12 protein-coding genes are annotated in these 13,518 nt (G+C 59.8%); 5 read left to right on the top strand and 7 right to left on the bottom strand.

Features of this window, described 5'->3' with window-relative positions; all coding sequences use genetic code 11:
• Window positions 1-14: 14 nt before the first annotated feature.
• The 4 genes from DW003_RS06480 to DW003_RS06495 form a co-directional block, all read right to left on the bottom strand.
• Window positions 15-1,175, bottom strand: coding sequence for an Mbeg1-like protein (locus DW003_RS06480; protein ID WP_117583912.1), 1,161 nt, complete (start codon window positions 1,173-1,175; stop codon window positions 15-17).
• A gap of 133 nt (window positions 1,176-1,308) precedes the next feature.
• Complete coding sequence (locus DW003_RS06485) at window positions 1,309-2,259, bottom strand: L-lactate dehydrogenase (protein ID WP_006234343.1); 951 nt, start codon at window positions 2,257-2,259, stop codon at window positions 1,309-1,311.
• A gap of 200 nt (window positions 2,260-2,459) precedes the next feature.
• Window positions 2,460-3,623: a pyridoxal phosphate-dependent aminotransferase gene (locus DW003_RS06490; RefSeq protein ID WP_006234344.1), complete on the bottom strand. Its 1,164-nt coding sequence runs from the start codon at window positions 3,621-3,623 to the stop codon at window positions 2,460-2,462.
• A gap of 117 nt (window positions 3,624-3,740) precedes the next feature.
• Window positions 3,741-5,720, bottom strand: coding sequence for an NAD(+) synthase (locus DW003_RS06495; RefSeq protein WP_233545536.1), 1,980 nt, complete (start codon window positions 5,718-5,720; stop codon window positions 3,741-3,743).
• A gap of 203 nt (window positions 5,721-5,923) precedes the next feature.
• On the opposite strand from DW003_RS06495, the gene DW003_RS06500 reads away from it, so the two are divergent.
• The 3 genes from DW003_RS06500 (at window position 5,924) to DW003_RS06510 (ending at window position 8,329) form a co-directional block, all read left to right on the top strand.
• Window positions 5,924-6,883, top strand: a complete 960-nt coding sequence (locus DW003_RS06500; protein WP_118388176.1) for a hypothetical protein — start codon at window positions 5,924-5,926, stop codon at window positions 6,881-6,883.
• A 139-nt stretch (window positions 6,884-7,022) separates the two neighbouring features.
• Entirely contained in the window at window positions 7,023-7,376 is a 354-nt protein-coding gene (locus DW003_RS06505) for a hypothetical protein (protein WP_118388178.1), read from the top strand.
• Between the two features lie 5 nt (window positions 7,377-7,381).
• A complete protein-coding gene (locus tag DW003_RS06510) occupies window positions 7,382-8,329 on the top strand; it encodes a hypothetical protein (RefSeq protein ID WP_118388180.1) in 948 nt (315 codons plus the stop codon).
• Window positions 8,330-8,432: 103 nt separating this feature from the next.
• Here DW003_RS06510 and ettA read toward each other — a convergent pair whose 3' ends face one another.
• The 3 genes from ettA to DW003_RS06525 form a co-directional block, all read right to left on the bottom strand.
• Window positions 8,433-10,112, bottom strand: a complete 1,680-nt coding sequence (gene ettA / locus DW003_RS06515) for an energy-dependent translational throttle protein EttA (RefSeq protein ID WP_055251458.1) — start codon at window positions 10,110-10,112, stop codon at window positions 8,433-8,435.
• A 184-nt stretch (window positions 10,113-10,296) separates the two neighbouring features.
• Window positions 10,297-11,001: an SdpI family protein gene (locus DW003_RS06520; RefSeq protein ID WP_117655297.1), complete on the bottom strand. Its 705-nt coding sequence runs from the start codon at window positions 10,999-11,001 to the stop codon at window positions 10,297-10,299.
• Window positions 10,994-11,272 carry an autorepressor SdpR family transcription factor gene (locus DW003_RS06525; protein ID WP_022094448.1) on the bottom strand — a complete coding sequence of 93 codons (279 nt, stop codon included), beginning with the start codon at window positions 11,270-11,272 and terminating at the stop codon, window positions 10,994-10,996. Before DW003_RS06525 ends, DW003_RS06520 begins: the two co-directional genes overlap by 8 nt.
• 461 nt (window positions 11,273-11,733) lie before the next feature.
• Between DW003_RS06525 and DW003_RS06530 the strand changes: the two genes are divergently transcribed.
• Together DW003_RS06530 and DW003_RS06535 are read left to right on the top strand one after the other, a co-directional pair.
• Window positions 11,734-12,531, top strand: a complete 798-nt coding sequence (locus DW003_RS06530) for a ThiF family adenylyltransferase (RefSeq protein ID WP_117583904.1) — start codon at window positions 11,734-11,736, stop codon at window positions 12,529-12,531.
• A gap of 14 nt (window positions 12,532-12,545) precedes the next feature.
• Window positions 12,546-13,328: a TatD family hydrolase gene (locus DW003_RS06535; RefSeq protein ID WP_117583903.1), complete on the top strand. Its 783-nt coding sequence runs from the start codon at window positions 12,546-12,548 to the stop codon at window positions 13,326-13,328.
• The last annotated feature ends 190 nt before the right edge of the window (window positions 13,329-13,518 follow it).

Consider the following 13,518-nt stretch of genomic DNA (forward strand, 5'->3'; position numbering starts at 1 on the left):
CTTTGCACCAATGGCTAGCGCAGGAGCTCGGACTGCCATACCTCGAGCTGTTCTGCCAGGCTCTTACCACTAGAAGGCACGCTGAACTCGGGACGTTTGGGCAGCAGCGCACACTTAAGAATTGCCACGATGGTCTGCGAGACAAAGCGTCGCGTATCCTTGTCAAACCCTTGCGCAGCCTGGAGCATCACGGGCAGGCTCTCGCGCAGATTCCCAGCGATATCCGCAAACCGCTCAGCACCCGTAGCCTCAAACACGGAGAACAACGCATCTACAAAACGCTCGCGCTCGCTAGGCGAAACTGCAAGCAGCATCTCGCGAATGGAGCCATCAACGTATCGAGCACCGGCGGACAGGCGCTCACAGTACACGAAGTCGCGACCATCAACCACCCAGCTAAAGGGATTGTGCTGCAGCAGGCTGAACTCGGTGCTCTCAACGATGGCATAGTCCTCCTGCGTCTCGAACATCATGCCAAAGATCGACGACCGAGGTAGCGTCTTGTCGATTCGACCGGAAAGATCGGCAAAGGCGTTGCCGTTCAGAAACTCCTCGACGAAACCCGGACCATCATGGGAATACGCCTGTTCGATTCGCGCACGGGCGACATCGGAGCACATCGCCGCACCGTACACCGCAAGGTTTCCACCCTTGGAATGACCTCCGCACAAAAGCGGCCCGTCAATCGCATCCGCCGCCTCGTCCACATAACGCGCCGCGGATTCCTGGGCCGGCACAGGATACCGGAACGCCATGTTAAAGTCCTCTTTCCAGCCCACAATCGTGCTGTCGGTCCCCCGGAAGGAAAGATAGCTAAACCCCGCCGGAAACCGGAACGCCATGGCTGCAAACTGCTCTGTCGCCACCACATCGCTCACGGCACGATAGCCGCAAACGTGCACGCCACGGTAGCGAGGACTTGCTGCCACGGCCTCCAGCAAGGCCTTGCTCCCCTCCGGGTCCCACAAGTCGTCAATCATGTCCCGGTAGCACTCGGCACGCAGCAGCTCGCGTACGTCTAGGCCCTGCCAGTTCGTCAGCTCCGCCATATCACCCGGCAAACGCAAATAGGACAACCACGCAAAGACGAGGCTATCCACCGCGCAGAACGGCCTCTCCTCAAACGGATCAAACGCCGTCTGGGCATAGGTTAAAAAATTAGGCGAATCCGACATGGCCCTCCCATCAACTATGGTGCATTGGGGCAACTATGGTGCATTGGGGTCAGGTTACTTTGCACCAAAAAGGCGCCCGGGCCGTGTGGACCCGGACGCCTTCATTGTAGCTTTTCGCTCTAGCGAGCTTGATTTAGCAGGAGAAGTCGACGCTGTCGATGATATCCTTGAGGGCCTTGGCGGAGGCGGTGAGCTCATGCTGCTCGTCATCGTTCAGCGGCACGGGGACGCGACAGACGACGCCGTCGCGGCCAACGACCGTCGGCATGGAGATGGCAAGATCGGACAGGCCATACTCGCCCACCATGAGCGAGGAGACGGGCAGAACGGTCTGCTCATCGCGCATGACGGCGGTGCAGATGCGCTTGACGGCCATGGCGACGCCATAGTAGGTGGCGTGCTTCTTCTCGATGATGGTGTAGGCGGAGTTCTTGACGTCCTCGGCGATGCGCTTCTCGGCAGCCTCATGCTCCAGATGACCGTGAAGCTCGCAGAAAGTGTTCAGCGGCACGCCGGCAACCTGGGCGCTGGACCAAGCGACAAACTCAGAGTCGCCGTGCTCACCCATGACATAGGCCTGGACATCGCGCGGGTCAACCTCGACGTGGGCACCAAGCATCTGCTGCAGACGGCCAGTGTCGAGCACGGTGCCGGAGCCGATGACATGGCCCTCGGGCAGGCCGGACATCTTGATGGCGGCATAGGTCAGAACATCGACCGGGTTGGAGACAATGAGCAGAATGCCGTCGAAGCCAGACTTCTTAATTTCGGGAATGATGGACTTAAAGATGTTGACGTTCTTGTTGACCAGGTCCAGGCGAGTCTCACCGGGCTTCTGGGCAGCGCCAGCGGTGACGACGATCATGGCGGCGTCGGCGACATCGGAATAATCGCCGGCGTAGATCTTCATCGGCTCGGCAAACGTCATGCCGTGCGCGATATCCAGGGCCTCACCCTCGGCGCGGTTCTTGTCCACGTCGATGAGGACCATCTCGGAGAACAGACCACTCTGCATCAGCGCGAACGCCGAAGACGAACCAACGAAACCGCAGCCGACAATAGCGACCTTCTTCTCGTTAACCATTAGAAACTCCCATCTCTCTCCACAAACAAGCCGCCCGGGAACGACCCGAGCGGCTTGCCGTAATCCCAATACATCCAATCGGGACTTTGATTATGCTCCTATTCGCAGCCAAAAATCGACCGTTTGCCGAAATTGTTTGCAGGATTCGTAAAATAACTGCACGAAATCGGTTTCGAGCTATTGACGAGCGGAATAGCTTTCTAATACAGGCCCGCCTCGCGAATGGCCTCGACAGCCAAAGCGATCTGATCGGGCGGCAGGACCAGCGCCATGCGCACATGCCCCTCACCCGAAGGACCAAAGCTCGCGCCCGGCGTCACCACAACGCCGGCCTTCTCCATAAGCTCCTCGCAAAACGCCATGGAATCGGTGCGACCACCGGGAAGCTTGGCCCACACAAACATAGAGCCATGCGCGTTGGGACGCTCCCAGCCCAAGCCCTCAAGACCGTCGCACAGGGCATCGCGGCGCTCCTGGTACTTCAGACGCTGCGCCTCGACCTCATCGCGCGGACCGTTCAGGCAGGCGATAGCAGCCTTCTGGATCGGGAAGAACATACCAAAGTCGATCTGGCCGCGCAGCTTGGCAAAGGCAGAGACCACGTCCTCGCGGCCGACCAAAAAGCCGATACGCGCACCGGTAACGTTAAACGACTTGGAAAGCGAGAAGAACTCCACGCCCACCTCAAGCGCACCAGGATACTGCAAGAAGCTTCCGCCCGGCTCGCCGTCGAACACGATGTCGGAGTACGCGTTGTCATGGACGATGAGCAGGTCGTGCTCGCGGGCGAAAGCGATGATCTCCTCGTAGACCTCGGGCGTGCCCACCGAGCCGACCGGGTTGGCGGGCAACGACACGATCATATACTTGGCACGATCGGCCACCTCGGGATCGATGCCCGCCACATAGGGCAGGTAATTATGCTCGGCGACCAACGGATAGTACTCGAGCTTGGCATCGGCAATCTTGGCGCCCGCCTCAAAGACCGGGTAGCACGGATCGGGAACCAAAATGGTGTCACCCGGATCGAGCAGGGCCAGGCCCAAATGGCCCACGCCCTCCTGCGTGCCGTTGCACGACTGCACCATAGACGGCGTAATGCCCGAAACGCCAAAGCGGCGCTCATAGTAATCGCACACGGCTTGCTTGAGTTCGGGCAGGTCGCGCAGGGCATACTTCCACATCTCGGGGTCCTGGGCCGCTTGCGTGAGCGCCTCGACCACGTGGTCGTACGGCTTAAAGTCGGGCGTGCCCACGCTCATGTTGTAAATGGTCTTGCCCTGAGCCTTCAGCGCAAGCAGTTTGTTGTTGAGCGAGGCGAAGACCTCCGCGCCAAAGCGGTCGAGACGCTGCGATGCCTGCATGGTGCCACCTTTCGATATGAAAAACGCGGCGCTCCGACAAGAGCGCCGCGCGATACGGGCCATCAGATTGCAAAAGTGTAACGCTTGCACCCGCTGTTTTGGTTCAATTTGGCAACCTTAGTCCATCGGATTGAGCGCGTCAATCTGGGCGAGCCACAGGCGCGAGCTGGCGTCACTCGGCATGCGCCAATCGCCGCGCGGGCTGAGCGTGACCGAGCCCACCTTGGGGCCATCGGGCAGGCAGCTGCGCTTAAACTGCTGGGCAAAGAAGCGACGGTAGAACGTGCGTAGCCACGTGTGAATGGTCTTGACGTCGTAGACGCCCTCGAAGCTCTTGAGCGCCATGCGGTAGATCTTGCCCGGCTCAAAGCCAAAACGCAGCAGGTAGTAGAGGAAGTAGTCGTGCAGCTCGTACGGGCCCACCAGGTCCTCAGTCTTCTGCGCAATCTCGCCGTCGCCCGTAGGCGGCAGGAGCTCGGGGGACACCGGCGTATCGAGGATATCGAGCAAAACCTCGGCAATACGCCCGCCAAAGACATCGGCCGCATAGCGCACCAGATGGCGCACAAGCGTCTTGGGCACGCTCGCGTTGACGGCGTACATGCTCATGTGGTCGCCGTTATAGGTAGCCCAGCCGAGCGCCAGCTCCGACAGGTCGCCCGTGCCGATGACAAAACCGCCAGCCTGGTTGGCCAGATCCATCAGAATCTGCGTACGCTCGCGGGCCTGGCTGTTCTCGTAGGTCACGTCCTGCACGGTCGGATCGTGCTCAATGTCCTTGAAGTGCTGCTCCACAGCCGCGTGGATCGAAACCTCGCGGAAGCTCACGCCCAGGTCGCGAGCGAGCGACTCGGCATTCGACTTAGTGCGATGCGTCGTGCCAAAGCCAGGCATGGAAACCGCCGTGATACCCGTGCGCGGCAGCCCCAGCGCATCGAAGGCACGCACGGTCACAAGCAGCGCCAGCGTGGAGTCCAGACCGCCTGAAAGACCGATGACAGCCGCCTTGGTACCCGTATGGGCAAGACGGGTCTTGAGGCCCGCGGTCTGCAGGTCGAGGATGGTCTCGCAACGCTCGGCCAGGTCACCATGGTCGGCCGGAACAAAGGGTGCGCGGGGGAAGACACGGTCGATGCCGAGTGCATCGCGCAGGACAGGCTCTTCGGCCAACACGCCCTCAAACGAAAACTCAACGGTCGTGGCCTCCGGCGCATCGTCCGCGCGCGTCCACGTCGTCGAGCGACGGCGCTCGGCAACCAGACGGTCAAGGTCAACGTCGACGATGGCCATATCGCAGGTAAGCAGTTTGGTCGCGGCGAGCTTCGAGCCGTTTTCGTAGACGAGGTTCTCGCCCGCAAAGACCATGTCGGTCGTGGACTCGCCCTCACTCGCATCCGCGTAGGCATAGGCACAGTACAGGCGCGCGCTTTGGTTAGAGATAAGGCTGCGGCGGTAATCTGCCTTACCGATGATTTCGTCAGAAGCCGACGGGTTGAGAATCACCGTCGCACCGGCAAGCGCCATCTCGGTCGAAGGGGGCGCCGGCACCCACAGGTCCTCACAGACCTCAACGCCCAGCACCAGGTCCTCGGCGCCCTCATCACAGCAGCGGTAGACAAGCCCCGAGCCAAGCGGCACCGGACCCTGACCGGCAAATTCAACCCACACGGGATCGGCAGGCGCCGGGGCAAACCAGCGGCGCTCGTAGAACTCGCCATAGTTGGGCAGATACTTCTTAGCCGTAAGGCCCAAAAGCTCGCCCGCACAGCACACGGCCGCGCAGTTGTAGATGTTTTCGGCCACCGCAACGGGAAGGCCGACGGTAAAGACAATCGGCAGCTCGCGGGTTTCATCGAGGATATGCACCAGAGCAGCCTCGCAGGCATGCAGCAATGTGCGGTTATGGAACAGATCGGCCGCGGTATAGCCGGTCAGGTTAAGCTCGGGCAGCGCCAGCGCGCGAACGCCGCGCTCGGTAGCCTCGCGAACAGCCGCCAGCGCAACCTCGGCATTGCCCTCGACATCGGCCACGCGAATCCGCGGCGACGCCGCCGCCACACGCAAAAAGCCATCAGACTGAGAAAGGTGAAGATTCATAAGAATGCTCCCGTGCGTAGACGTCATTCACAACAATTAGCAAGCCCTATTGTAGTTCAACCGCCAGGTGTAACCGCATCCCACCAACTTGGTGAGCTATTGATGAGTTGATGGTATCTGTTAAATGTCATGTACGATTCACATCTGGTGGGTACCCTGATGGCTAAACGAAACGAAGCAGATTTACACCGGGAGGACCCCGTATGACAACCAAGTACACCGACGCGCCGCGCACGCGCGTCATGACACCGGCCGCGCTCAACAACGGCGTGCACGAGAACCATTCCATCGGACAGACCATGGCCATCGCGCCCAAAAAGGGCCTGTTCGACGACATTTCCATTCCCCAAATCATCGCCGGCGCCGCAGCTGCTGCCACGAGCGTCGCGCTTGCCTCCAAGATCGGTATCGCCGGATCGGTGATCGGCGCCGCCGTGAGCTCGGTCATCACCGTTGTGTCCTCGCAGGTCTACCGCCACTTTATCTCTGCCAGCGCCGAAGCCCTCAAAGGCACGCACACCGCCGTCGACTACCCCGCCGGCGCCTATGAGCCCGTTGAGTTTGATGCCGAGGAGCACCTGGGCGCCGCGACTACACAGGAGATGCGCCAGATTGCGGGGCGCGCGACCACGGCGCGCGTCGCCCCCAACAGCCTGCGCGCCAAGGCGGCGGCAGAGCGCAGCCAGACGCAAAAGAAGGTCATCATCTTCTCGATCGCCATCGCCATCGTCGCGGTCATCGCCTGCGCCGGTGCCATCCTTATCACCACTGCCGGTGAGGGTCTGGGCGAGCGTCCCGAGCCAATCCTGTCGTCGCGCACGACCGAGAGCGATGCAAATGGCAACACCCAGTCGCAGGATCAGCAGGCACAGACGGACGACACGCAAGACAGCTCTGCCTCTGCCAATTCGTCCTCGAACACCCAAAACCAATCGCAGGGCACCGATTCCTCTACGGCCAACAGTAGCTCGCCGTCCGGCACGACCAACTCAAGCCAAACGGCTGACGGTTCGCAGTCGAGCACGGGCGACCAGACGAGCGACACCACTTCGGGAACGGGCACAGCAGACAGCAGTAACACCAACAGCTCGAACAGCTCGAGCGGAACCGCGTCCGGCACGGCATCTGGCAACTCGAGCCAAGGCACGGCATCGGGCAACTAAGCACATTTGCCTCTCACAGATAACCGACCTGTACAACGGGCGCGAACCGGCAACGGTCGCGCCCGTTTGCCTTGGGCGCCGTCATGGCGAGCGCCATGCGATGGTAAGATGCTTTACATGTGTAAAGAGGAGATTTGCCATGAGCAAGACAATGGTTACGCCCACGCTTTCGCTGGGCAACCACATCTATCTGTATCGCCTGCTGCGCGATGCGATTGGATGCGGCAAGCAAACGTTTATGACGCAGGTCGAAGAGGCACTCGCCGCTGGCGACATGGCCGCTTATGACCTGGGCTTCGAGTCCACGCGCGAGCTGCTCGAGGAGCTCGACGACTGCATTAAGCTGACCGTCTTTAAGGGCGGTCGCCTGTATGCCACCGTCATCGCCAACGAGGCCTGGGATGCCGCCCTTGCCAAGGGCGAGGACAAGCCCAAGGCAGCCAAGGGCGCCAAGCAGTCCTACAAAAGAAAAAGCGCGGCGAGAAGGACCTGAAGGCCGTGCGCCCCAAGCACGTTAAGCGTCCTGAGCCCGAGCCCGTGGTTGAAGCTGTGCCGAAGCCCGAGCCCGAGGCAGAGATCGAAGTCGCTATTGAGGCAGCAGCAGAAGCCGAACCCGAAATCGCCGCCACGACCGATCCCGAAGTCATATCCGAGCAGAAAGCAACTGTGGAGCTCAACGAAGCGCCCAAGTCGACAACCGAAGAAGCCGCTGACCAACCCGAGACGCCTGCGCTCCAAAACAGCGATGTCTTTGGCAACGAGGCCGAGGACGATCAGCCCGAAGAACTCGCAGAACAGGACGCTACCGAGGCGGCATCGGAGCCCGAGGCACCGCAGCCCGCCATCTCGCTCACGGTCGTCTATGACCCCGAGAACGCCAACGCCGGCATCACCACCATGGCATCCACGCCGGTCGAGACAAAGCCGTCTGTCGAGGCAGAGGACGCCCCGCAAGCCGACGCCAAAACCGAGACTGAAGACACATCCGTCTCCGTGGAACCGACAGATTCCGCAGTTAAGCCAGAACCGGCGCCCGAGTCTGCACCCGTCATCGAGTCCGCATCCGCACCTGTCAATGACCAAATTCCCGCACCGGTACCGGCTTCGGTACCCGCAGCAGCACCGGCCCCCGCACCCACAGCACCGACCATCCCCGAGGACTTCCCCGTCGATTTCGCAACCGAGGTCTTCTGCCCCGGCCCGTTGCTACACCAGCTGTCGACCTATCTCCCCTACGGCGCCGACACGCTCGGCATCGTCGGCGAGTACTACTGGATCGCCCGCGAACGCGGCACCATCGAGGCCGCGCGAAACCGCGCAATCTTCCCCCTGCGCTACACGCAGGCCGGCGAGCGCCACGAAGTCACCGTGCGCATCCGCCGCAACACCACCGGAGGCCTCGGAGCCACCTGGACCGTCGACAAGGTTGAAGAATCCAACGAATAGCAAAATGCGGCGAACGTCACAAAAACGTTCGCCGCATTTTTTTATTTTCCCAGGTTGAGCATAAGTTCGTGTGACAAAGGGGCTGTCCCTTTGCCACATCAAACTAGTCCCTGGTAAGTTTCCTGTGGATACGATGCGGCTGGGCTGCGTCCTCGCCCAGGCGCTCGATACGGTTGGCCTGATAGGCCTCAAAGTTGCCCTCAAACCAATACCAGTTGCCCGGGTTCTCGTCGGTGCCTTCCCACGCCAGGATGTGCGTGGCGACGCGGTCCAAGAACATACGGTCGTGGCTAATGACCACCGAGCAGCCCGGGAACTCGAGCAGCGCCGCCTCGAGCGAGGACAGCGTCTCGACGTCGAGGTCGTTCGTGGGCTCGTCGAGGAGCAGCAGGTTGCCGCCCTGCTTGAGCGTAAGCGCCAAGTTCAGACGGTTGCGCTCGCCACCGGAGAGCACGCCAGCGCGCTTCTGCTGGTCCTGGCCCTTAAAGCCAAAGCTCGCCACGTACGCGCGGCTCGGAACCTCGGTCTCGCCGACCATCATGTGGTCCAGGCCGTCCGAGACGACCTCCCACAGGTTCTTATCGGGGTCGATGCCGGAACGGTTCTGGTCGACGTAAGAAATCTTGACGGTCTCGCCCACCTCGAGCTCGCCCGAAGTCAGCGGCTCCAGGCCCACAATCGTCTTGAACAGCGTGGTCTTACCGACACCGTTGGGGCCGATAACGCCCACGATGCCGTTGCGCGGCAGGGTGAACGAAAGGTCATCGATGAGCACGCGGCCATCGAACTCCTTGTGCAGATGATGGGCCTCGAGCACCTTGTTGCCCAGACGCGGGCCCACAGGGATGCGGATGTCGGTCCAGTCGAGTTTCTGGCTGGCGCGGGCCTCGGCCTCCATCTCCTCGTAGCGAGCCAGACGGGCCTTGTTCTTGGCCTGGCGAGCCTTGGGCGAGCTGCGTACCCACTCGAGCTCGGCCTCCATGCGCTTGGCGAGCTTGGCGTCGCGGTTGCCCTGAGCCTCGATACGGGCGGCCTTGGTCTCCAGATACGTGGAGTAGTTGCCCTTGTAGGGATAAAGGTGGCCGCGGTCGACCTCGCAGATCCACTCGGCAACGTTATCCAGGAAGTAGCGATCATGCGTGACGGCAAGCACCGCGCCCTGATAGTTGTGCAGGAAGTGCTCGAGCCACAGGATCGATTCGGCGTCCAGGTGGTTCGTGGGCTCGTCGAGCAGCAGCAGGTCGGGAGCCTCGAGCAGCAGCTTGCACAGGGCCACGCGACGGCGCTCGCCGCCGGAAAGCACGTTGACCGGCATGTCGGAATCGGGCAGCTGCAGGGCGTCCATGGCCTGACCGAGCTTGGAATCGATATCCCAGCCGTCGGCGGCGTCGATCTCGTCCTGGAGCTTGCCCATCTCGGCCATGAGGGCGTCCATATCGCAATCCGGGTCGCACATCTCCTCGCCGATCTTGTTGAAGCGATCGACCTTGGCAATCATATCGCCAAACGCCATGCGCACGTTCTCGATGACGGTCTTGTCGTCATCGAGCGGCGGCTCCTGCTGCAGGATGCCCACGGTGTAGCCGGGGGTAAGCCTGGCATCGCCGTTGGAGACTTCCTCGATACCGGCCATGATCTTGAGCAGGGTCGACTTACCCATGCCGTTGGGGCCCACGACGCCGATCTTGGCACCGGGGTAGAAGCTCAAGGTCACGTCGTCAAGGATTACCTTGTCGCCATGGGCCTTACGAGCCTGATACATCTGGTAGATAAACTCCGCCATTTGCCTGTTTTATCCTTTCTACCTTCTGTTTCCCTATTCTTGATTCGCTTTAGTGGAAACGAAATGAGGAAACCAGCTCTGAAACTAAACGAAAAAGGGGCATGGTTGCCCACACCCCCTAATACTACCTGGGAAAAATCCCCCGGAACATACTATGAACTGCGTACGCTAGTTTTCCGCAACCTTAACGAGCGGCTCGCTGCGATTTGCGCCACAGCAGATACGAATAGACGTAGGCAGCTCCAGCTGAACCAAACGCCAGAACCGCAATCACCGCGGCGACGACTTCACTCGAAAGCACGCTACCCGCCACGCCCATCACAATCAGGCCAACGCCCAGCACCATAAAGCAGGCACCGCCAAAACGCTGCGTACGGCGCCAGTTCTCGGGATCGGCAAGCGCCCAGGGCGTCTTGATACCGAGCGTGTAGTTCTGCTTTACGCGCGGTAAGTAGTTGCCCATACCAATAAAGAGCAAGCCGATAGCGCCTGATACCAGCAAATTGACCGTTCCTACCACCGGCACGATGCCCCACACCGTTAGCTCCCCCAGCCAGCTTATGGCACACATGAGCAGCGTGAAGGCGATTACGAAGCCCTGATAGAACTTACCCGAGGTCCGATACGCCTCGCCCTTGGGGTCAATGCGTGGCACGACGTAGAACATCGCGAGAAGTGCCAGAGGCAACACGCCGAGCGCGGAGGCCATCCAGCTAGGGCCCCAACCGTCGACGGCGCCATTCGCGCCCCAGTGCGTGGGAATCTGCGCCGGCAGGCTCGGCATCACTATCAGATGCGCTGCGACATTGGCAACGCACAGAGCGACCAGTGCAATCCACACGCGCGACGATACCCCCGTGGCGTGAATGCCCTTGTTTTCGTTATTCATCCTTATCACCTTCAGTGTTTGTAAAGCCCATAAACCAGCCAATCAAGTCCTGCATGACGGTGGTATTTAAGCTGTAAACGATGTTTTGGCCATGGCGCTCATCGGTCACCAGCCCGGCGTTTTTAAGCGTTGCCAGATGATGGCTGAGCGACGGTTTGCTTATGTCGAAATGCTCGGCGAGCTCCCCCGCCGTGCAATTGCCCTCGCGCAGCAGTTCTAAAATGCGCCGCCGCGTTGGATCCGCCAGCGCCTTAAAACCTTCTCCCGGCATAGAACCTCCTCTCGCTATCTCTCGCGACGTGCACACTATACTCGATATTTAGATGTTTGTCTAATTATCTAATAGCAATGTTATGTATAGAACATTCGTTCGTTTTTAGATACAATGGGTCCAGAAGCAGATGGGCCAGCTCCCTCTTCCCAAGAAGGAGATGGACTATGAGTATTAACGATGTCCTGACGTTGTTGTTGCTTGTAATCGCGGCTGTGGAGCTCGGCATCCACATTGGAGGTCGAATGAAATAGCCGCCCCCGCGTAATGCGAAGACGGCCACTTCTCACGCTACAAACGTGTTTGGGAGTTGGCCAACCCGCTGCAACGGGTGCCATCTGCTTCATCTTATGCGAATCACTGCCTCATTTCAACAAGCCCCTAGGGCTCAAATGGAATCGCGATAATACCTATAATGGCGATAGCTAAAACACGATTCGCTTCCCCATCGGAGGATGTCTATGACCGAAACCACAGCCGCAACTCCCAACGAGACGCGCGATGCCAAGCTCGAGATCATCATGGGCCGCGAGGCACTCGACAAGCTCGCCGATGCCACGGTGCTGGTACTCGGCTGCGGAGGTGTGGGCTCCAACTGCTGCGAGGCACTCGCCCGCGGCGGCATTGGTCATTTTGTAATTCTGGACAAGGACATCATCGCGCCCAGCAATATCAATCGCCAGGCCATCGCCTTTCACAGCACCATCGGCAAGCGCAAGGTCGATGTTATGGAAGCCATGATCCACGATATCAATCCTGCCGCCACCGTTATCAAACGTACCGAATACCTGCTGAGCGACAACATCGATGATTTCTTCGCGAGCGTTTTGGAGCAGACGGGCGGCAAGCTCGACTACGTCGTCGACGCCATCGACACCATCTCGGCCAAGCTCACCATTGCCAAATATGCTCAAGATCACGACATTCGTTTGGTTAGCTCTATGGGCGGGGCCAACAAGCTGCATCCCGAATGCTTGCGTTTTGCCGATATCTTTGACACCGTGCGCGACCCCATGAGCCGCATCATGCGCAAAGAGTGCAAAAAGCGCGGCATCAAGAGCCTGCACGTGCTGTTTAGCTGCGAGGAATCGGTTAAAACCCAGCCCCGCGACCCTTCCAACATCCACGAGCGCACCGAGCTGGGAACCGCGAGCTTTATGCCGCCCATCATGGGCCAGATGATCGCCGGCGAGGTTATACGCCAGATCAGTGGGCGCGGGTGCGAGCGCGTGCGCGCCGACGGCCAGCGCCTAGATTAACGAGATGTGCCGCAATGACACCGCAGTTATTTGACGCGCACTGCCATCTCGATTTAATGGCTCGCCCGGACGCCGTTGCCGACGAGGCGACGGCGCTGGGCATGGGTCTCTTTGACTGCGGCGTCGATCCGCGCGACTTCGCAAGCGCCAACAAGCGCGCCCGTAGCCGTTCAAACATCTTTGCCGGCATCGGCCTCCATCCCTGGTGGCTCGCCGACGGACGATGCGGTGCCGCCGAAATCAATCTGCTTTGCAAGGTCGCCGCACAAGAGCGCTTTATCGGCGAGGTCGGACTCGACTTTTCCGCGCGCTGTGCCGGAAGCGAGCCGCTACAAACACAGGCGCTCGACCAGCTCTGTAATGCACTCGTGCACTATCCTCTTGCCGGGCGCGTGATATCAATTCACGCTGTTCGTTCGGCAGGAACCGTACTGGACGCCCTTGAGTCATATGGATTACTCACCCCAAGCCCCAACTCCCCCGCCATCATCTTCCACTGGTTTAGCGGCACCTCGAACGAGTTCGACCGTGCGCGAAACGCAGGCTGCTATTTTTCCGTGAACGAGCGGATGCTCGCTACCAAGCGCGGTCGTGAATACGCCCGACAGATCCCACTCGACCGTCTGCTGCTCGAAACCGACGCTCCAGCCGAACCGCAAGCAGATGCAAGCGCGCGACAGCTCATCACATCGCTAAAAAGCGCCTCCCTGCACATCGCCGAACTTAAAAACTGCGCCGAGGAGAGCGTCGAATCAACCGTTTTAGGAAATTCGCACTCCATATTTGACTTCAACTGACCCCGGTGGGCAAAAAACGCCAAATATGAGTACTGCTGCAAAGCTAGTAGCATTATATTGTGACAAAAGAACGCCTTGATAATGTACAGCTGTTCATTATCAAGGCGTTTTAGCATGGCTAAAGCCATATTTAACAGGTTATAATCGCCCCCAGGCGCTCAACCAGGGCCTTAAAAGCATAATTTCCCTG

It is taken from the genome of Collinsella sp. AF36-3AT, assembly GCF_003475205.1.
GTDB lineage: Bacteria > Actinomycetota > Coriobacteriia > Coriobacteriales > Coriobacteriaceae > Collinsella > Collinsella aerofaciens_AF.